Origin of the sequence: Streptomyces sp. NPDC059787 (assembly GCF_042732315.1) — a bacterium.
In the GTDB taxonomy this organism is placed as follows: Bacteria; Actinomycetota; Actinomycetes; order Streptomycetales; family Streptomycetaceae; genus Streptomyces; species Streptomyces atrovirens.
Genome location: NZ_JBHWHX010000006.1, coordinates 13,335 through 33,305, shown reverse-complemented (window position 1 = coordinate 33,305; position 19,971 = coordinate 13,335). Strand labels below are relative to the sequence as shown.

Annotated in this window: 11 protein-coding genes; 5 read left to right on the top strand and 6 right to left on the bottom strand. The window is 73.4% G+C overall.

The window, feature by feature from the left end:
- The first annotated feature begins 143 nt into the window (after positions 1–143).
- The 4 genes from ACFV5H_RS07600 to ACFV5H_RS07585 all read left to right on the top strand — a co-directional run bounded on the left by ACFV5H_RS07600 (position 144) and on the right by ACFV5H_RS07585 (position 6,102).
- Positions 144–935 carry an ATP-binding cassette domain-containing protein gene (locus tag ACFV5H_RS07600; protein ID WP_361737696.1) on the top strand — a complete coding sequence of 264 codons (792 nt, stop codon included), beginning with the start codon at positions 144–146 and terminating at the stop codon, positions 933–935.
- Positions 932–2,239, top strand: a complete 1,308-nt coding sequence (locus tag ACFV5H_RS07595; protein ID WP_385193358.1) for a sugar ABC transporter permease — start codon at positions 932–934, stop codon at positions 2,237–2,239. The genes ACFV5H_RS07600 and ACFV5H_RS07595 overlap by 4 nt, the downstream gene beginning before the upstream one ends.
- A gap of 264 nt (positions 2,240–2,503) precedes the next feature.
- The gene (gene dxs / locus ACFV5H_RS07590; protein WP_385048578.1) at positions 2,504–4,435 is read left to right on the top strand and encodes a 1-deoxy-D-xylulose-5-phosphate synthase; all 1,932 of its coding nucleotides are present in this window, start codon (positions 2,504–2,506) and stop codon (positions 4,433–4,435) included.
- 149 nt (positions 4,436–4,584) lie between these two features.
- Positions 4,585–6,102: an amino acid permease gene (locus ACFV5H_RS07585; RefSeq protein ID WP_385048580.1), complete on the top strand. Its 1,518-nt coding sequence runs from the start codon at positions 4,585–4,587 to the stop codon at positions 6,100–6,102.
- A gap of 18 nt (positions 6,103–6,120) precedes the next feature.
- Here ACFV5H_RS07585 and ACFV5H_RS07580 read toward each other — a convergent pair whose 3' ends face one another.
- From ACFV5H_RS07580 to ACFV5H_RS07555, 6 genes are read right to left on the bottom strand one after another with little or no spacing between them, the layout of a single operon-like run.
- Complete coding sequence (locus ACFV5H_RS07580; RefSeq protein WP_385193355.1) at positions 6,121–7,344, bottom strand: beta-ketoacyl-[acyl-carrier-protein] synthase family protein; 1,224 nt, start codon at positions 7,342–7,344, stop codon at positions 6,121–6,123.
- Positions 7,341–7,601 (bottom strand): acyl carrier protein, encoded by a 261-nt coding sequence (locus tag ACFV5H_RS07575; RefSeq protein ID WP_385048586.1) that lies wholly within the window; start codon positions 7,599–7,601, stop codon positions 7,341–7,343. The genes ACFV5H_RS07580 and ACFV5H_RS07575 overlap by 4 nt, the downstream gene beginning before the upstream one ends.
- The gene (locus ACFV5H_RS07570) at positions 7,565–8,614 is read right to left on the bottom strand and encodes an NAD-dependent epimerase/dehydratase family protein (protein WP_385048589.1); all 1,050 of its coding nucleotides are present in this window, start codon (positions 8,612–8,614) and stop codon (positions 7,565–7,567) included. Before ACFV5H_RS07570 ends, ACFV5H_RS07575 begins: the two co-directional genes overlap by 37 nt.
- Positions 8,611–10,188, bottom strand: a complete 1,578-nt coding sequence (locus ACFV5H_RS07565; protein ID WP_385193352.1) for an AMP-binding protein — start codon at positions 10,186–10,188, stop codon at positions 8,611–8,613. The genes ACFV5H_RS07570 and ACFV5H_RS07565 overlap by 4 nt, the downstream gene beginning before the upstream one ends.
- Positions 10,185–11,138 (bottom strand): alpha/beta fold hydrolase, encoded by a 954-nt coding sequence (locus tag ACFV5H_RS07560; protein WP_385193350.1) that lies wholly within the window; start codon positions 11,136–11,138, stop codon positions 10,185–10,187. Before ACFV5H_RS07560 ends, ACFV5H_RS07565 begins: the two co-directional genes overlap by 4 nt.
- The gene (locus tag ACFV5H_RS07555) at positions 11,135–12,163 is read right to left on the bottom strand and encodes a 3-oxoacyl-ACP synthase III family protein (RefSeq protein ID WP_385048598.1); all 1,029 of its coding nucleotides are present in this window, start codon (positions 12,161–12,163) and stop codon (positions 11,135–11,137) included. Before ACFV5H_RS07555 ends, ACFV5H_RS07560 begins: the two co-directional genes overlap by 4 nt.
- A gap of 158 nt (positions 12,164–12,321) precedes the next feature.
- On the opposite strand from ACFV5H_RS07555, the gene ACFV5H_RS07550 reads away from it, so the two are divergent.
- Positions 12,322–19,929, top strand: coding sequence for an SDR family NAD(P)-dependent oxidoreductase (locus ACFV5H_RS07550; RefSeq protein ID WP_385193347.1), 7,608 nt, complete (start codon positions 12,322–12,324; stop codon positions 19,927–19,929).
- The last annotated feature ends 42 nt before the right edge of the window (positions 19,930–19,971 follow it).

Genomic DNA, 19,971 nt, shown 5'->3' with positions numbered 1-19,971 from the left:
CGGACTCCCCGCACGGGACCGACTGCCACGCGCTCCGCCGGCGCCCCGCACACATCAGCCCCGCAAGCTACGCGGGGCGCCGGACGGAACACCCCCCTCAGAAACTTCTGCACAACCTCCCGCCGGGTCAGGCGGCGAAGGAGATGGTTCACGTGTCCGCTACGCCCGTGCTGGCGTTGCGCGGGGTCTCCAAGCGTTTCGGTGCCGTCCAGGCGCTCACCGACGTAGAGCTTGAGGTCCACGCCGGTGAGGTGGTCGCCCTGGTGGGCGACAACGGCGCCGGAAAGTCCACGCTGGTCAAGACGATCGCCGGCGTGCATCCCATCGATGAGGGATCCATCGAGTGGGACGGCAAGGCCGTCCAGATCAGCAAGCCGCACGACGCCCAGAACCTGGGCATCGCGACGGTCTACCAGGACCTCGCGCTGTGCGACAACATCGATGTCGTCGGCAACCTCTACCTGGGCCGGGAGCTCCGCAGGCGCGGAGTCCTGGACGAGGTGGAGATGGAGCGCCGCTCCCGCGAGCTCCTCGACACCCTGTCGATCCGCATCCCCAGCGTCCGCATCCCGATCGCCTCCCTCTCCGGCGGTCAGCGCCAGGTCGTGGCCATCGCCCGGTCCATGCTCGGCGAGCCCAAGCTGGTGATCCTGGACGAGCCCACCGCCGCCCTCGGCGTCGAGCAGACCGCACAGGTCCTCGACCTCGTCGAGCGGCTGCGCGAGCGCGGCCACGCCGTCATCCTCATCAGCCACAACATGGCCGATGTGAAGGCCGTGGCGGACAAGGTCGCCGTCCTGCGCCTCGGGCGCAACAACGGCGTCTTCGAGGTCAAGTCGACCTCGCAGGAAGAGATCATCTCCGCCATCACGGGCGCCACGGACAACGCCGTGACCCGTCGTGCGGCGCGCACCAATGGGGAGATCAAGAAGTGAGCACCGAGAAGACCTCCACCGAGAAGACCTCCGCCTCCACCGAGGACCACGCCGTGGAGAACCCCGAGGCGGCGTCCGCGGCGGTCACCGTCGTCGACCCCCGGCTGCTGGTGCGCGAACAGGGCTTCGCGGGCTACATCAACGAGTTCAAGCGGAAGATGAAGGCCGGTGACCTCGGCTCCATCCCCGTCGTGGTCGGCCTGCTGATCATCTGGGCCATCTTCACCAGCCTGAACTCCAACTTCCTCACCGCCGGCAACTTCTCCGACATGTCCGTCGCCATGGTCGGCACGGGCATGATCGCCGTCGGTATCGTCTTCGTCCTGCTGCTCGGCGAGATCGACCTGTCGGTCGGCTCGGTCAGCGGTGTCGCGGGCGCGGCCTTCGCGGTCATGAACGTCACCCACGGGATGAACGAGGTGCTGGCCCTGGTGCTGGCGATCCTCACCGGCACGGTGGCCGGCGCCGTCCACGGCTTCATCTTCGCCCGCATCGGCGTCCCGGCCTTCGCCGTGACGCTGGCCGGACTGCTGTTCTGGCAGGGCTTCATGCTGCAGATCCTCGGCAGCAACGGCACCATCAACCTCGACTCCGAGGGCCTGGTCGTCAAGCTGACCAGCTACTACTTCTCGGATGTGGCCGCCGCGTACGGCCTGGCGATCGTCGCGACCGTGGGGTACTTCCTCCTGGCGTTCTTCGACAACCGTCGCCGTGAGGCCGCCGGTGTGCCGTCCCGCCCGCTGAACGAGATCATCGTGCGGACCGTGCTGCTCGCGATCCTGGCCTTCGCCGTCGCGATCGTGTTCAACCAGTACAAGGGCCTGCCGCTGGCCGTGGTGATCTTCCTGGCGTTCCTGGTGCTCACGGACTTCGTGCTGCGCCGCACCGCGTACGGCCGCAAGGTCTTCGCGCTCGGCGGCAGCGTCGAGGCGTCCCGCCGTGCCGGTATCAACGTCGAGATGGTCCGCATCTCGGTCTTCGCGATCGCCGGCACGTTCGCCGCGATCGGCGGCCTGTTCGTCGCGTCGAAGATCGCCTCCGCCAACCAGGGCGCGGGTACCGGTGAGTTCCTGATGAACGTCATCGCCGCGGCGGTCATCGGTGGTACCTCGCTCTTCGGCGGGCGGGGTCGTACGTGGGACGCGCTGCTCGGTGTGATGGTGATCATCTCGATCACGTACGGGCTGGCGCTGGAGGGCATCGCCTCGCCGGTTCAGTACATGATCACCGGTGGTGTCCTGCTGGCGACCGTCGTCATCGACGCGGTCACCCGTAAGACGCAGAAGACCGCGGGGCGCGCGTAGCACCTCCGCTGAGGGTGCGCTGTGGTTGATCGCGCCCACGCGGCGGAGCCGCATGCCGGTACAGCCCCGCGCCCCTGAAGTACGTCGCTGTTGCCCGGTGCCTCACAGGTGCCGGGCAACAGTCGTGTCGTAGGACGGACGCATCCGGGGTACTGCTGACCGGGTGACGTACGACGCACGGCCCGGGGGCCGATCGGTTGAGCGGAACATTAGACTCGACCCGCCCGGCAACAGCTCGATCAGCTCTACTGCAAGGAGGCACGGGTGCCGCTGCTGACCCGCATCAGGGGACCGCGCGATCTGGACCGGCTCAGCCTGGAGGAGCTCGACCGGCTGGCCGGGGAGATCCGGACCTTCCTCGTCGACGCGGTCTCCAAGACCGGCGGCCACCTCGGCCCCAACCTCGGTGTGGTGGAGCTCACCATCGCCCTGCACCGGGTCTTCGAGTCCCCCAAGGACAAGGTGCTCTGGGACACCGGCCACCAGTCCTACGTCCACAAGCTGCTGACCGGCCGGCAGGACTTCTCCAGGCTGAAGATGAAGGGCGGTCTGTCCGGCTACCCCTCGCAGGCCGAGTCCGAGCACGACGTCATCGAGAACAGCCACGCCTCCACCGTCCTCGGCTGGGCCGACGGCATCGCCAAGGCCAACCAGATCAAGAAGCGCGACAGCCACGTCGTCGCGGTCATCGGCGACGGCGCGCTGACCGGCGGCATGGCCTGGGAGGCGCTGAACAACATCGCCGACGCCAAGGACCGTCCGCTCGTCATCGTCGTCAACGACAACGAGCGCTCCTACTCGCCCACCATCGGCGGCCTCGCCAACCACCTCGCGACCCTGCGCACCACCGACGGCTACGAGCGCTTCCTGACCCGCACCAAGGACCTCCTGGAGCGCACCCCGGTCGTCGGCAAACCCCTCTTCGACACGCTGCACGGCGCCAAGAAGGGCCTGAAGGACTTCATCGCCCCGCAGGGCATGTTCGAGGACCTCGGCCTGAAGTACGTAGGACCCATCGACGGCCACGACATCGAGGCCCTGGAGTCCGCCCTGGCCCGCGCCAAGCGGTTCGGCGGCCCGGTGATCGTGCACTGCCTCACCGAGAAGGGCCGCGGCTACCAGCCCGCCCTCCAGGACGAGGCCGACCGCTTCCACGCCGTCGGCAAGATCCACCCCGACACGGGCCTGCCGATCGCCAGCTCCGGCGCCGACTGGACGAGTGTCTTCGGCGAGGAGATGGTCAAGCTCGGCGAGGAGCGCGAGGACGTCGTCGCCATCACCGCGGCCATGCTCCAGCCGGTCGGCCTCGACAAGTTCGCCAAGCGCTTCCCCGACCGGGTCTACGACGTCGGCATCGCCGAGCAGCACGGCGCCGTCTCCGCGGCCGGCCTCGCCCACGCCGGGGTGCACCCCGTCTTCGCCGTGTACGCCACCTTCCTCAACCGCGCCTTCGACCAGGTGCTCATGGACGTGGCCCTGCACAAGTGCGGCGTGACGTTCGTGCTCGACCGGGCCGGTGTCACCGGCACCGACGGCGCCTCCCACAACGGCATGTGGGACATGTCGATCCTCCAGGTCGTCCCCGGGCTGCGGCTCGCCGCCCCGCGCGACGCCGACCAGGTGCGCGCCCAGCTCCGCGAGGCCGTCGCCGTGGAGGACGCCCCCACCGTGGTGCGTTTCTCCAAGGGCGCCGTCGGCCCCGCCGTACCCGCCGTGGGCCGCGTCGGCGGCATGGACGTCCTGCGCGAGCCCGGCACCGACGCCCCCGACGTGCTGCTGGTCTCCGTGGGCGCCCTCGCGCCGATGTGCCTGGAGATCGCCGCCCTGCTCGACCGGCAGGGCATCTCCACCACCGTCGTCGACCCGCGCTGGGTCAAGCCCGTCGACGAGGCCATGGCCCCGCTCGCCGAGAAGCACCGCGTGGTCGTCACCGTCGAGGACAACTCGCGCGTCGGCGGCGTCGGCTCCGCGGTCGCCCAGGCCCTGCGCGACGCCGGCGTGGACCTACCGCTGCGCGACTTCGGCATCCCGCCGCGCTTCCTCGACCACGCCTCGCGCGCCGAGGTCATGGCCGAGATCGGACTGACCGCCCCCGACATCGCCCGCCAGGTCACCGGCCTGGTGGCGAAGCTCGACGGCCGGTACGAGCGGTCCGCCGCCGACGCGGTCGACTCGGTGGAGCCGGCCCGCGACTGACCCACGCCTCACACGTCGCCCGGACGGGCCGCCCGTGCCACTGTGAAGAGTGGCGCGCGCGGCCCGTCTGCGTGAAAGCGCCCGCGCCGGGGCATACGAGCTACGCCCCCTCTCGATCATGTCGAGGACGACAAGCGTGGGAGGTACCCGTGACAAGCCCGCTCTTCCGGACGAAGAAGGTGGAGCAGTCCATCCGCGACACCGAGGAACCTGAGCACGCGCTCAAGAAATCGCTGTCCGCGCTGGATCTGACCGTCTTCGGTGTCGGCGTCATCATCGGCACCGGCATCTTCGTCCTCACCGGTACGGTCGCCAAGGACAACGCCGGGCCGGCCACGGCCCTGGCCTTCGTCGTGGCCGGTGTCGTCTGCGCGCTCGCCGCGCTCTGCTACGCCGAGTTCGCCTCCACCGTCCCGGTGGCGGGCTCCGCCTACACGTTCTCGTACGCCTCCCTGGGTGAGCTGCCGGCCTGGATCATCGGCTGGGACCTGGTCCTGGAGTTCGCGCTCGGCACGGCGGTGGTGGCCGTCGGCTGGTCGGGTTACATCCAGTCGCTCATGGCCAACGCGGGCTGGGAGATGCCCGCGGCGCTGGGCAGCCGCGAGGGCTCCGACGTCTTCGGGTTCGACATCCTCGCCGCCGTCCTGGTGCTGGTGCTCACCGGCGTCCTCGTCCTCGGCATGAAGCTGTCCGCCCGCGTCACCACGATCGTCGTCGCCATCAAGGTGACCGTGGTCCTCGTGGTGATCATCGCGGGTGCCTTCTTCATCACCGCCGACAACTACGACCCGTTCATCCCGGACTCCAAGCCCGTGCCCGCCGGCGAGAGCCTCGATTCCCCGCTCATCCAGCTCATGTTCGGCTGGGCCCCGGCCAACTTCGGCGTGATGGGCATCTTCACCGCCGCCTCGGTGGTGTTCTTCGCCTTCATCGGCTTCGACGTCGTCGCCACGGCCGCCGAGGAGACCAGGAACCCGCAGCGCGACATGCCCCGAGGCATCCTCGGCTCCCTGTTCATCTGCACCACGCTGTACGTGCTGGTGTCGCTCGTCGTCACCGGCATGCAGAACTACCGGGAGCTCGACGTGGACGCGCCGCTCGCCGAGGCGTTCAAGGACACGGGGCACCCCTGGTTCGCGGGCTTCATCAGCTTCGGCGCCGCCGTCGGCCTGACGACCGTCTGCATGATCCTGCTGCTCGGCCAGACCCGGGTCTTCTTCGCGATGAGCCGCGACGGACTGCTGCCCCGGTTCTTCTCCCGGGTCCACCCCCGGTTCAAGACCCCGCACCGGCCGACCATCCTGCTCGGTGTCCTCATCGCGGTCCTCGCCGGCTTCACCCCGCTGAACGAGCTCGCCGCGCTGGTGAACATCGGCACCCTGTTCGCCTTCGTCATCGTCGCGATCGGCGTGGTCATCCTCCGCAGGACCCGGCCCGACCTGCACCGGTCGTTCCGCACCCCCTGGGTGCCGGTCCTGCCGATCGTGTCGGTCGCCGCGTCCCTGTGGCTGATGCTGAACCTGCCCGCCGAGACCTGGGTCCGCTTCGGCGTCTGGATGGTGATCGGCATCGTCGTCTACTTCCTCTACAGCCGCACCCACAGCCGTATGGCCCCGGGCCACGACGAGGACCCGGCCGCCACCCCGCCCGCCCCACCGTCCCGCTGAACCGGCACGGGCCCGCCGTCAGGCTCTGGCCAGAGCGAGGACGACGTTGTGCCCGCCGAAGCCGAAGGAGTGACTGACGGCGATACGGACGTCCTGCCGACGGGGCTCCTTGGTCACACAGTCGAGGTCGAACCCCGGTGCCGGGGCGTCCAGGTTCGCGACCGGTGGCACCGTGCCGTGCTGAAGGGTGAGCACGGTCAGCGCCGCCTCGACGGCACCCGCCGCACCCAGGCTGTGGCCGAGCACGCCCTTGGCCGCGGTGACGCCGGGACGGTGCGGCAGCACCCGGGCGATCAGGGTCGCCTCGGCGGCGTCGCCCAGCGGAGTGGAGGTGCCGTGGGCGTTGACGTGGTCGACGTCGCGCGGAGCCAGGCCCGCGTCCGCCAGGGCGGTGCGCAGCGCCGCCTCCGCGCCCCGGGCGTCCTGGGCGGGCGCGGTGGGGTGGTGGGCGTCCGAGGTGCTGCCGCAGCCCACCAGCCGGGCACGGACGCGCGCACCGCGGGCGGCCGCGTCCCCGGTCCGTTCCAGTACGACGACGCCCGCGCCTTCCGCCAGGACGAAGCCGTCACGGTCGGCGGCGAAGGGCCGGGACGCGCCGGTGGGCTCGCCGGCGCGCCGCGACAGGGTGCCCGCACGCCAGAAACCGGCGACCGTCAGCGGGCTGACGGCGGCTTCGGTGGCCCCGGCCACCGCGACGTCGCACCGGCCGGAGACCAGGAGGTCACGGGCCACGGCGACGGCGGTGGCACCCGAGGCGCAGGCGGTGGCCGGGGCGAGGCCGGGGCCGCGGGCCCCGAGGTCGATGGATACCTCTCCGGCCGCCATGTTCGGGATGATCTGGGGGACGGTGAGCGCGGAGACCATGTCGGCGCCCAGTTCCCGCAGGCGCCCGGCCTGTTCCTCGCGTTCCGCGCCCGCCCCCATCCCGCAGCCGATGACGACGGCGACCCGCTCGCCGTCCCACGTCCGGGGATCGAGGCCGGCGTCGTGCACCGCCTCACGGGCGGCGAGCACCGCCAGTACGGCGTTGCGTGACATGCGCCAGGCGGTGCGCCCGACGCGCCGGTCCAGGGCGTCGCGCGACAGGGGGACGCGGCAGGAGAAGTCCACGGGCAGGCCGGCCAGCGCCGGGTCGCGGGACGCGGTGCCCGCCCCGCGGCAGACCCCGTCCCAGGTGGCGTCGGCGTCCTCTCCGGCGGGGGTGACCAGGCCGAGACCGGTGACGGCGACGGGCTCGGTCACGACGGTGCCACCGTGCTCGTGCCGTCCGCGAGCAGCGCGTCCAGGTGGTCGACGACCTGCGCGAGGGTCGTGCCGCGGGAGAGGCCCTCGTTGCCGATCCGCACCCCGAAGCGTTCGTGGAGGATGAGCACCAGCTCCGTCAGGGCCAGGGAGTCCAGGTCCAGTTGCTCCAGTGTGCGCTGGGGCCGGATCTCGTCCTCCGGGACCCGGAAGGCGCCGGTCAGGATGGAACGGACGGCGTCGTAGGTGTCCGGCACGGGGTTTCCTCGCTGTCTTTCGGGACGGACAGGGTGAGCCGGGTGAGCTCCGCGACACCGGCGTCGAATCCGACCGGCGGCTCGAAGCCCAGGTCGCGGCGGGCGGCGGTGAGGTCGAACCAGTGCGGATGCAGCAGTTCCGCGACCAGGAAGCGGCTCAGGGCGTGGGTGCGGGAACTGCGGACCGCGCGCAGCAGCGTGTCGCCGACCGCGGCGCCGGCGGTGGCGAGCCGGGGTGGTACGGCGCACCAGCGGGCGTCGATACCGGCGGCCCGCAGGAAGTGCCGGGTGAGCTCGCGCAGGGGGCGCGGGTCGTCCTGGCCGATGAAGTAGGCGCGGCCGCCCACCGTGTCAGGTGACCGCCGCAGCCGGTCCAGGGCGAGCAGATGGGCGTGGGCGGCGGTCCGGACATGGGTGGTGTCGACGAGGTTGCCGCCGTCGCCGGGCATCGGCAGACGGCCGGCCCGCACGGCACGCGCGAGGGCGGGTACGAAATGGGGGTCGCCCGGCCCCCAGATGATGTGCGGGCGCAGCGAGACGGTGGCCAGCTCCGGACCGTGCGCGGTCAGCACCAGGGCCTCGGCGCGGGCCTTGGTCGCGGGGTAGGCGGCCAGGTGGCAGGGGACGGGGGGAAGGCTCTCGGTGACACCTTCCACGCCGCCGGGCCGGAAGACGACACTGGCGGTCGAGGTGTGGAGGAGCGTGCGTACCCCGTGGGTGCGGCACTGTTCGATCACATGACGGGTGCCGACGACATTGGTGACCCAGTAGGGCCGCGGCGGGCCGCTGACACCGGCCAGCGCGGCGTTGTGGACGACGGCGTCGCACCCGGCGACGGCACGCGAGACCGCGGCGGCGTCGGCGAGGTCCCCCAGGTGCTGGTGGACGCCCAGCCGCTCCAGCGCGCCGCTGGGGCGGCGGCCCAGGGAGGAGACGACATCGCCCCGTGCGCTCAGCTGCCGGCAGATCTCCAGGCCGAGGAAGCCGCTCCCGCCGGTGACCAGTACCTTCATCGGACCCTCCCGCGCAGGCGCTTCGCGGCCCAGCCGGCCAGCCGCATGCGGTCGATCTTGGAGTTGTGCCGGGGGTCGGTGGGAAAACCGGGACGGATCAGCAGGGCGCCGACGCGGTGCCCGTCCGGATGGTCCTTCAGGACGGCGCGCACGGCCGCCAGGGCGGCGGCACGCGGAGTGGACGGCAGGGGCTCCACGCACAGCACGGGCAGTTGGCACACGGCCGTGCCGACGCCGACCAGGGCGGTGCGCCGGACACCGGGGGCGGTGTCCGCCGCGGCCTCGATGTCCTCGGTGGTCAGGGTGAAGCCGGTGCCGGTGACCAGGTGGGCCTTGCGGCCGAGGAACCACAGCCGGCCCTCGTCGTCGAGCCGGCCGAGGTCCCCGGTGCGGTGCAGCACACCGTGGCCGGTGTCGCTCTTGGTGGCGGCGTCGGCGTCGGGGCGCGCGTGGTAGGCGGGGCTGACGGTGGGGCCGGTGACGGCGATCTCGCCGAGCCCGGTGGCGTCGGCGTCCAGGATCCGGGCGCCGACGCCGGGCAGCGGCCGGCCCAGACAGGTGCCCGCGTGCCCGGCGGGCGGCGCGGCGCGCGAGGCCCGTAGCTCGTGGTCGCCGATCGCGGAGACGGGCAGGCACTCCGTGGCACCGTAGACGCTGAGGATCTCGGCGTCGTCCGGTACGGCCCTGCGCAGGACGTCGGCGAGGCGGACGCGCAGCGGGGCGCCGAAGGACAGGACCTGCCGGACCGAGGGCAGGGCGATGCCGCGGCGGGCGCAGTGACGGGCGATCAGGGTGAGCACGGCGGGTGACGCCAGGACGATGCTCGCCCGGTGTTCCAGGATCGGCCCGACGATTTCCTCCGGCGCTGTGCGGGCCGGGGCCAGGTGGTTCACCGCCGGGACGACGGTGGTCACGCCGAGCAGCGGGCCGAGCAGCGCGACCGGCAGGAATCCGGCGAGCAGTACGTCGTCGGGCCGGGGGTCCAGCAGCGTGGTCAGCGCGTCGAGCTGCCCGGCCAGGGTGGTGTGGCGGTACTCCGCGCCCTTGGGCCGTCCGGTGGAGCCGGACGTGAAGGCGATGAGGGCCGGCTCGTCGCCGTCGGGCTCCCGCACCCGCGGAACCGGTGCGTCACCGGCCGGTGCGCGGGTGGCCAGCCGCCGTCCCAGGAGGAGCGGCGCGGGACCGGTGACCAGGGGGATCCGTACGTGGGGGCGGCCCCATCCCAGGGCCCGGCGCCCGAGGTGGGCCAGCGGCTCCCCGACGAAGACGTCCGGGGCGACGTCCCGCAGGCAGCGGCCGACCTCGGCGCGCGGTTCGATCAGCACGGGGACGGCGCCGAGGACGCCGAGGGCGTACGAGACGGCGGTGAGGTCGTGGGCGTCGCGGGTCATCACGACGGCCTTGTGACCGGGCCGGACGCCCGCCTCGCGCAGGGCCTGCGCGAGGCGGTGGCAGCGCCGCACCAGCTCACCGCGACCGGTCGTCCGGGAGGTTCCCCTACGGCATTCGACGAGGGCGACGGCGTCGGGTCCGTCGGTCAGGCGCGCGGCGATGCCGGGGACGGTGGCGGTCATGGTGCCCCCTGGAGGAAGTCACGGACGCGGTCGCCCAGTTCGGCGCCGGCGTCCTCCATCACGAAGTGCCCGGCGTCGGGGAAGCGGTGGACGACGGCGTGGGGATGACGGCGGACCCACTCCTCCAGCAGGACCGGGGTGAAGACGGGATCGCGCATGCCCCAGCCGATGAGCAGCGGCAGCTCCGACAGGCCGGCCCCGCCGCCGGGAGGTTCGAGCAGCCGCCACGCCGGGTCCGCGGGGCCGCGGGGGATCGCCCGGACGGCGTCGGTGACCGCCCGGCGCTCCGCGCGGCGGGCACAGGGCCGTAGATGGGCCCGGCGTTCGGCCGTGAGCAGTGGGCGGTGGACTCCGGCGCGCACGGCGACGCGGGCGAACGCGTTGGTGACGTGGACGAGTTCGGCGACCGGCCGGTGGTCACGGATCCACCGCAGGTGGAACGGCAGCCGGAAGCCGTCCGGGAAGGGGAAGGCCACGGTGTTGCAGAAGGCCAGCCGGGCCACCACACCCGGGTTCCGCAGGGCCCAGGCGGCACCGAGCGGGCCGCCCCAGTCGTGCAGGACGAACGTCCAGCCCCGCTCGGGCAGCCCCTCGTCCCGCACCAGATGGCGGTAGAGGCTGTCCAGGCCCTCCAGCTGGGCCTCGTAGGGGTCCGGGACCCCGTCCGCCGGCCGCAGGTGCCGGGACAGTCCGAAACCCGGCAGGTCCGGTGCCAGGCAGCGGGCGTGCGGGGAGAGCCGGTGCAGCAGCCCCCGCCAGACGTAGCTCCACGACGGGTTGCCGTGCAGGAACAGCACCGGCTGCCCGGAGCCGAGATCGAGGTAGTGCTGCCCGGTGACCGGCACGCGCCGCCAGTGCCGGGGCGCGGGGTAGCCCGGCATCAGCCGTTCCAGCGCGGCGGGATCCGGTACGGGGGCGGGGGCCGGGGTGTCCACGGCTCGGGCGGTCACCACCGTACGAGAGCCAGGCCGAAGCTGAAACCACTGGCCAGGCCGATCATCGCCACCAGGTCCCCGCTCTCGATGCGGTCGGCCTCCCGCGCCTTGACCAGTTGCAGGGGGAGGGAGGCCGCCGCGCAGTTCCCGTGTTCGGCCACCGCGGGCAGGCAGCGGTCCTCGGGGAGGGAGAACCAGTCGATCACCTCGCGGTACTGCGGCATGGCGATCTGGTGGAAGGCGATGAAGGCGTAGGCGCCGGAACGTGCCGCCTCGAGTCCCTCCCCGGCGGTGTCCAGGATCCGGGGGAGCACGTCGAGCGCGGCCCGGCGCAGGTCCCCGTTCAGCCGCAGGGTGGTGTGGTCGTCGTGGACGGAGAGATGGTGCATGCTCCCCCCGCCGGACACGGTGCAGGCGTTCCAGGCGGCGGAGTTGCTGACGAACCGCTGGCCCAGGATGCCGGGATCGCCGTCACCCGCGGGGCCCGCGGTGAGCACCATCGCGGCACCGGCGTCGGAGGCGGTGTAGCCGGGCAGGGCCCTCAGCAGGTCCTCCCGGCCGGGGAGGTGCCAGCGGGTGGCCAGGGTGGAGGGTTCACCGCAGGCGATGAGGACCGTGCGGCAGCGGCCGGTCTCGATGAACGACGCGGCCACCTCCATGGCGTTGAGGAAGCTGTTGCAGGCGTTCTTGACGTCGAACACCGGGCACGAGGCGCCCAGTTTGGCGGCCACGAGGTGGGACGTGGCGGGTTCGACCAGGTCCTGCGAGGTCGAGGCGAACAGCAGCAGGCCGATGTCGCCGATCCTCAGCCCCGACTCGTCGAGCGCCGTGCGGGCGGCCGTCACGGCGAGATCGGAGGCGTCCTCGCCGTCCTCGTGCACATGGACGCCGCGCACCCCGGTGAGATCCTCCAGCAGGCCGGGCGGCGGAGCGTAGCCACCCGTCCCGGTGATCTTGACGCGGATCTCGTCCAAGGTCCGGTAGCGGGACGGAAGATGAGCGGAGACGGCGGCGATACGGGCACGGATGGCTTCGGGCACCGCGCCACCGTAGCCGCTGCCGGACCGGAATGACGCATACGTAATGATGTCCACCCCAACGAGTGATATGGGATGGATTTTCCCGCTCGTTGTCCCCTCCGGTCCGCTTCAATCCGCACGAGGGCCAGTAAACGGCGTGAAGGGGCGGGGACTTGGCGATGCAGCAGCTTGAACGGGCCGTGGCGGTGGTGGGCGTGGGTTGCCGGCTCCCCGGAGGCATCACCGACCTGGACGGCCTGTGGTCCGTGCTGCGCGACGGACGGGACATGGTCGGCGAGATGCCCGCCGACCGGCTGCCCCGCGACCGTACGGTCGACCCGGGGACCGTACGCCCCGGCCGCAGCTACACCGCCGCCGGCGGCTTCCTCGACGACGTCGCCTCGTTCGACGCCGCCTACTTCGGCATGTCCCCCGCGGAGGCCCGGCACATCGATCCCCAGCAGCGGCTGCTGCTGGAGATGACCGCCGAGGCACTGGACGACGCCGCCGTCCCCGCCGAATCGCTGGCCGGATCGGACACCTGCGTGTACGTGGGCGTCTCGGACCCCGGCTACGGCGTGAACCTGTCGATGATGCAGGACCACACGAGCCCGCACACCATGCCCGGCGCCACCCTGTCCATCACGGCGAACCGGATGTCGTACGCCTTCGACCTGCGCGGGCCGAGCATGGCCGTCGACACGGCCTGCTCCTCCGCCCTGGTCGCCCTGGACCGGGCCTGCCGCACCCTGCGCGAGGGCACCGGCCGCGTCGCCCTGGCAGGCGGTGTCAACGTGCTGTCGAACCCCTACTCCTTCGCCGGATTCTCCTACGCGGGCATGCTGTCGCGGCGCGGGCACTGCGCGGCGTTCTCCGCCGACGCCGACGGCTTCGTCCGCGCGGAGGGCGGCGCGGTGCTCGTCCTCAAGCGCCTCACGGACGCGGTGGCGGACGGCGACCGCGTACACGCCGTACTGGCCGCCACCGGCAACAACACCGACGGCCGCAGCACCGGCATGATCGTCCCCAGCGCCGAGACGCAGGAGGCGCTGCTGCACACGGTCTACGCGGAGGCCGGGATCGACGCCGACGACCTGGTCTACGTCGAGGCCCACGGCACCGGCACCCAGATCGGGGACCCGGCGGAGGCCGAGGCCATCGGCCGGGCACTGGGCCGAAGCCGGCGCGGCGGCCCGCTGCCGATCGGTTCGGTGAAGTCGAACCTCGGCCACCTGGAGCCCGCCTCCGGGATGGCCGGCCTGCTCAAGGCGATCCTGGTGCTGCGCCACCGACTGGTGCCGGCGTCCCTGCACGCCCTCCCCCTCAACCCCCGGATCGACTTCGACGGCCTGGGACTGGCCCCCGCCGTCGAACCCGTCCCGCTGGAGGTGGGGGAGCGGGCCGCCGTGGGAGTGAGCGCCTTCGGCTTCGGCGGGGCCAACGCCCACGCCGTCGTCACCCCGCCGCCCCCCGCCGCCCGCCGGCCCGAGCCGCACCCGGTGCCGGACGGGCGCCCGCTGCCGCTGGTCGTCTCCGCGCGCTCCCCCAAGGCACTGAAGCAGATGACCGCCCGCATGGCGGAGCGGCTGCGGGACACGGAGCCCGGCGAGTTCTACGACCTGGCCCACACCAGCACCGTACGGCGCACCGCGCACCCGCACCGCGCCGCCGTACTGGCCACCGACCCGCAGGACGCCGCCCGGCAGCTGGACCGGCTGACGGCCGCGGAACCCGCCCGCGGGGCCGTCGTGCGCACGGGCGAGCGGGACGGGACCGCGTTCGTGTTCTCCGGCAACGCCTCCCAGTGGCCGGGCATGGCCGCCGACCTGCTGGAGAGCGAACCGGCCTTCCGCCGGGCCGTCGAGGAGGCCGACGCGGCCCTGGCACCCCACCTCGGCTGGTCGGTGGCCAAGGAACTGGCCCACCCCTCCCCCCGGAAGTGGCAGCGCACGGAGGTGGCCCAGCCGGCCCTGTTCGCCGTCCAGGTCGGCCTGACCGGGCTGCTCGCCTCGCACGGCGTGCGCCCGCGGGCCGTGGCCGGACACAGCGTCGGAGAGGTCGCCGCCGCCCACGCCGCCGGGGCCCTCACCCTCGAACAGGCGGCGTTGGTGATCGCCGTACGCAGCCGCACCCAGGGCGCCACGGCCGGCCGGGGCCGCATGGCCGCCGTCGGCCTGCCCGAGGCGCGGGCACATGAGGAACTCCTCCGCCACGACGGCGCGTTGGAGATCGCGGGCATCAACAGCGAGAGCGACGTGACCGTCGCCGGGGACGCCGACGCACTCGCCGCCTGGGGAGCCGAACTGACCGGCCGCGGCGTCTTCTTCCGCGAACTGGACCTGGACTACGCCTTCCACAGCCGGGCCATGGACCCCATCCGGGAACCGCTGCTCGACGCCCTCGACGGACTCGAACCTGCCCCCGCCCGCATCCCGTTCGTCTCCACCGTCACCGGCACCGAGCTGAACGGGCCGGAACTCGACGCCGCATACTGGTGGCGCAACGTCCGCGAGCCCGTCCGGTTCGCCGAGGCCGCCGGCCTGCTCGCCGCCGGACACGCGGGCACCCTGGCGGAGATCGGCCCGCACCCGGTGCTACGCCCCTACCTGCGCCGCACCGGTGCCACCTGCGTCGCCACCCTGCACCGCGACGGCGACGGCCCCCGCGAGACCGCGGCGGCCGTCGCCGCCGTGCTCGCCGCCGACACCGGCACCGACTGGCGGCACCACTTCCCCCGGCCGGGCCGGGTGGTCGACCTGCCCGCCTACGCCTGGCAGCACGAGAGGTACTGGCACGGCACCGCGCAGGACCGGGTCGCGGGCACCAGCGGCAGCGGTCTGCTGGACCATCCGCTGGTGGGAGAGCGGATGCCCGCCCCGCACCCCGTGTGGCACGGCACCGTCGAACCGCAACTGGTGCCCTGGCTGGGCGACCACAGGATCGGGGACGACGTCCTCATGCCGGCCGCCGCCTACGTGGAGATGGCCCTGAGCGCCGGCCGCCGGGCCCTGGACCGCCCGGTCGAGGTACGGCACCTGGAGATCGGCCGCCCGCTCTCCGTGCCGTGGCCGGACCCCACACCGGTCGCCCTGCAGACCGCGGTCACCCCCGACGACGGCGCCGTGACCATCAGCGTCCGCGAGGAACACGGAGGCGAGTGCCTGCCCGTCGTACGCGCCCAGGTCCGCACCCTGCTCGGCACGGCACCGGACCCGCTCGACCTCACCGCGCTCCGGGCCCGCTGCGACCGGAGCGTCGACGGCCCCGACTTCTACCGGACGTGCCACGGCATCGGGCTGAACTGCGGGCCGGACTTCCAGCTCATCGACCGTGTCGAGGTCGGCGACGAAGAGGTGCTGGTCACCTACCGGCTGGCGCACACCGCCGACGCCTACACCGCCCACCCGGTCCTGATCGACGCGCCGCTGCAGGCCACCGTGGCCCTCGCCGGGGCGGAGACGGAATCCGCCGCGTTCCTGCCGACCGTGTTCGGATCCGTACGCGTGTGGCGGACCCCCGCGCCCGCCGGCGTCGTACACCTGCGCCGGCGCAGCCGCAGCGCCAACGAGATGTGCTGGGACATCACCTACGCCGACGCCGACGGCACGGTCACCGCCGAGATCGACGGCTGCCGCACCCGCCGGGGCCACCTGACCGAGCGCACCCCGCTGACCGTCCAGCGCACCGTGCTCCGGGCCGCCCCCCACCCGGGGACCCCCGCTCCGCCCTCCCCGCTTCCCGCGCCCGCCGAGGTCGCGCGCGCGGCCGAACCGCGTATCGCCGCCGCCCGCGCCGCCCTGGACGACAGCGGCCACCACCGGTTCACCGCCGCCGCCGAACAGGCCGGCGCCCACTGCTGGGCCGAGACGCTGCACGGCCTCCTCGCCGACCCCGCGGCCCCGTTCTCCATGGGCGACCTGGTGGCCGGGGGCCTGCAACCCCGGCACCGGCGGGCGGTGAGGCTGATGCTGCCCCTGCTGGCCGAGCACGGCCTCGCCCGGACGACCGGACAGACCTGGCAGCTGACCGGCGCGGAGAGCCACGCCGAGGCGCTGCTGCGCGGCCTGGTGGAGGACCACCCCCCGTTCGGCGCCGAGACGCTGCTCCTCAACCGGCAACTGCGCCGGCTGCCCGACGTGGTACGGGGACACGTCGACGCACGCGAACTCCTGCCGGCCGGGGACAGCGCGCACGAGCAACTCCACGAGACCGGCCCGGCCCACCGCTTCGCCCACCGCGCCGTGCAGGCGCTGCTCGGCGACATCGTCGACCGCTGGCCCGCCGACCGTTCGCTGCGCGTCCTGGAGATCGGAGCGACCACCACCGCCCTGACCGCCGCGGCACTGCCCGTGCTGCCCGCCGACCGGACCCGCTACACCTGCACCACCCCCACCGGCAACGGTCTCACCCGCGCCGAACACCGCTTCGCCGCCTACGACTTCGTCGACCACCGCACCCTGGACCCGGACGCCGACCTGATCGGTCAGGGCCTGCCCCGGTCCGGTTTCGACCTCGTCCTCGCGGGCGACGCCCTGCACGCCACCACCGACCTGGCCGCGACCCTGCGCCGGCTGCACGCGGTGCTGGCCCCCGGCGGACACCTGCTGGCCACCGAACCGCACCACGCCCGGCTCCAGGCCCTGCTCTCCGGCACGCTGGACGACTTCTGGGAGCGCGGCGACCACACCCTGCGCCCGGCGTCCCGCATCCTCCCCCGCGACCGGTGGGCACCGCTGCTGCGACGGTGCGGCTTCTCCGGTGTGGCACAGACCGGGCCCGAGGACCGTTCCGTCCTCCTCGCGGCGGCGGACGACGACGGCGGCGGTCCGGGCCATGACCGCGGCCACGCACCGGGCCGCGACCGGGACCATGGACCGGGCCATGACCGAGGCCACGCACCGGGCCGCGACCGGGACCATGGACCGGACCACGACCGCGACCACGCACCGGGCCGCGACCGGGACCACGGACCGGACCACGACCGGGACCACGGACCGGGCCATGACCACGGCCACGCACCGGGCCGCGACCGGGACCACGGACCGGACCACCGCCACGGACCGGACACCGAGCCACCGTCAGTGGTCCCCGGTGCCGCCTGGGTGATCGCCGTCGAGGACGACACCGAGACGGCGACCGCGCGGACACTGGCCGCCCTCCTCGGAAAGGCCACCGTCGTCGTCGCGCCCGACCGGGCCGCCGCCTGGATCGAGGCCCTGCCCACGGACTCCGGCCCGCGTGTCGTCCTGCTGCTCGCCGAGCCGGGCCCGCACGACACCGTCGCACGGACCACCCGCCGGGCGGCCCTCCTGCGCTCCCTGGCCACCGCCTGCGACGGCCTGAAGGGCACCGTCGGACCCCGCGTATGGCTCGTCACCCGCCCGACCGGCCTCTTCCCGGCCCCGGAGCAGCCCTCCCACCCGGACGACGCGGCCGTCTGGGCGGCCTGCCGCACCCTCGCCAACGAGCGCCCCGACCTGTCCCTGCGGCGCCTCTCGTGCCACCGCACCGGTGACACCGGCACCGACGCCCGCCGCCTGGCCGGCGAGCTCCTCGCCCCCGGCGACGACGACCCGGGCGCCCGGGAGGACGAGATCGTCCTGACCGCCGGGGGACGGTTCGTCCCCCGGCAGGTCCAGCACCCGGCGGACGAACCCCCCGGCGTCCCCGCCGGCACGCCGTACATCCTGGAAGCCCGCGACCCCGGCCTGCGCCGACGGCTGATCTGGCGGCAGACGGACCTCCCCGTACCCGGGCCGGGCGAGGTGGCCCTCGAGATGCGGGCCGTGGCCCTCAACTACCGCGACCCCATGAGGGCCAACGGCCTGCTGCCGCCCGAGGCGGTGGAGAACAGCCCGATCGGCCGCGGCCTGGGCACCGACGGCGCCGGCGTCGTACGCGCCGTGGGGGAGGGCGTACGGGACCTGAAGCCCGGCGACCGGGTCTGCGGCCTCGTGCCCGCCGCCCTCGCCTCCCACGCGACGACCTCCGCCTCCGCCGTCGTCCGCATCCCCGACGGGCTGGGCTTCACGGAGGCGGCGACCTTCCCCGTCGCCTTCCTGACCGTCCACCAGACCCTCGTCAACCAGGCCCGTCTGGGTCCCGGGGAGACCGTGCTCGTCCACGGCGGAGCCGGGGCGGTGGGCCTGGCCGTCCTGCAGTGCGCCCGCCGTCAGGGCGCCCGCGTCATCGCGACCGCCGGCACCGAGACCAAACGGGACCTGCTGCGCACCCTCGGCGCCGAGCACGTACTCGACTCACGCAGCCTGGACTTCGTCCCCCGCGTACGGGAACTGACCGGCGGCCGGGGCGTGGACGTCGTGGTGAACTCCCTCAGCGGCGAGGCCATCGCCCAGGGCCTCGGCCTCCTACGGCCCAACGGCCGTTTCATCGAACTCGGCAAGAAGGACATCTTCCTCAACAATCCCGTCACACTGCGCCCCTTCGACCGCAGCCTCACCTTCATCGGCTTCAACCTCGACGCCGTCATCGACGACCCGGAACTCGGCGCCCTGCTGCTCACGGACTTCGAGGCGGAGGCCACCTCCGGCACCTACCGCCCCCTGCCCCACACGACCTACCCCGCCGCGCGCGTCGAGGAGGCCTTCCACCTCCTGCAGCACTCCCGGCACACCGGCAAGGTCGTCGTCACCTTCGGCCCCCTCGACGAACCCGTCCCCGTGGAACCTGCACCCGGCACCCTCCGCCTCGACGGCGAGGGCACCTATCTGATCACCGGCGGACTGAGCGGACTCGGCGCCGCCACCGCCCGCCTGCTGGCCGACCGCGGGGCCCGGCACCTGGCCCTGCTCTCCCGCGGCGGACCCGACGCCCCCGACGCGCCCGCCCTTCTCCGGGAACTCACCGACCGGGGCGTGCACGCCACCGCTCACGCCGCCGACGTCACCGACGAAACCGCGCTGCGCCGGGTCCTCGACGCCGTCGACGCCACCGGGCACCCCCTGCGCGGCGTCGTCCACGCGGCGACGCACATGGACGACGCGGTGCTGGCCGACCTCACCGACGACCGGTTCGCCGCCGTACTGGCGCCCAAGGCGGGCGGCGCGGCCCTCCTGGACCGCCTCACCGCCGACCGCGACCTGGACCTGTTCCTCACCTACTCCTCCGTCTCCGCCGGCATCGGCAACCCGGGCCAGGCCGCCTACGCGGCGGCCAACGCCTACCTGGAAGCCCTCACCCGGGCCCGGCGCGGCGCCGGCCGGCCGGGTACGGCACTGGCCTGGGGTCCGATCGGCGAGACCGGCTACGTCGCCCGCAGCGGCATGGGCCCCGCCATGACCGGACGCGGCCTCGAACTGCTCACCCCCGCCGAGGTCCTCGCCACCGCCGACCGCCTCCTGGCCGCCGGCACCGACGTCGCCGGAGCGGGCCGCTACCGCTGGGGAGCCGCACGCCATCTGCTGCCCGCCCTGGCCACCCCCCGGTTCGCCCCGCTGGCCCCGTCCTCCTCCACGGCCTCCCCGGACGCCCGCAACGAACTCCTGAGCACACTGGCGGACCTCCCGGCGGACGAGGCGGTGCACAGGATCACCGGGACGATCGCCCGGCTCCTCGCGGGCGTCCTGCAGACCGACCCGGCCGACCTGGACCCCACGCGCAACGTCACCGACTTCGGACTGGACTCGCTGCTGGGCATGCAGTTCCTGGTCCAGGCGAGGGACCTGTTCGACATCCGCCTCGGCCCGGCCGACCTGGCCACCGGACGCACCCTGGCCCACTTCGCCCGCCTGATCCACCAGCGGCTGGACCTGAACGCCGACACGTAAGGCACCGGGCATCGCCGGTCTCAGCGGGGCACCGCCCCGACG

Excerpts from the sequence above, each read along its gene's own strand:
- ACFV5H_RS07570 (WP_385048589.1), bottom strand. The coding sequence starts at position 8,614 with ATGAAGGTACTGGTCACCGGCGGGAGCGGCTTCCTCGGCCTGGAGATC.
- ACFV5H_RS07550 (WP_385193347.1), top strand. The coding sequence starts at position 12,322 with ATGCAGCAGCTTGAACGGGCCGTGGCGGTGGTGGGCGTGGGTTGCCGG.
- ACFV5H_RS07565 (WP_385193352.1), bottom strand. The coding sequence starts at position 10,188 with ATGACCGCCACCGTCCCCGGCATCGCCGCGCGCCTGACCGACGGACCC.
- ACFV5H_RS07600 (WP_361737696.1), top strand. The coding sequence starts at position 144 with ATGGTTCACGTGTCCGCTACGCCCGTGCTGGCGTTGCGCGGGGTCTCC.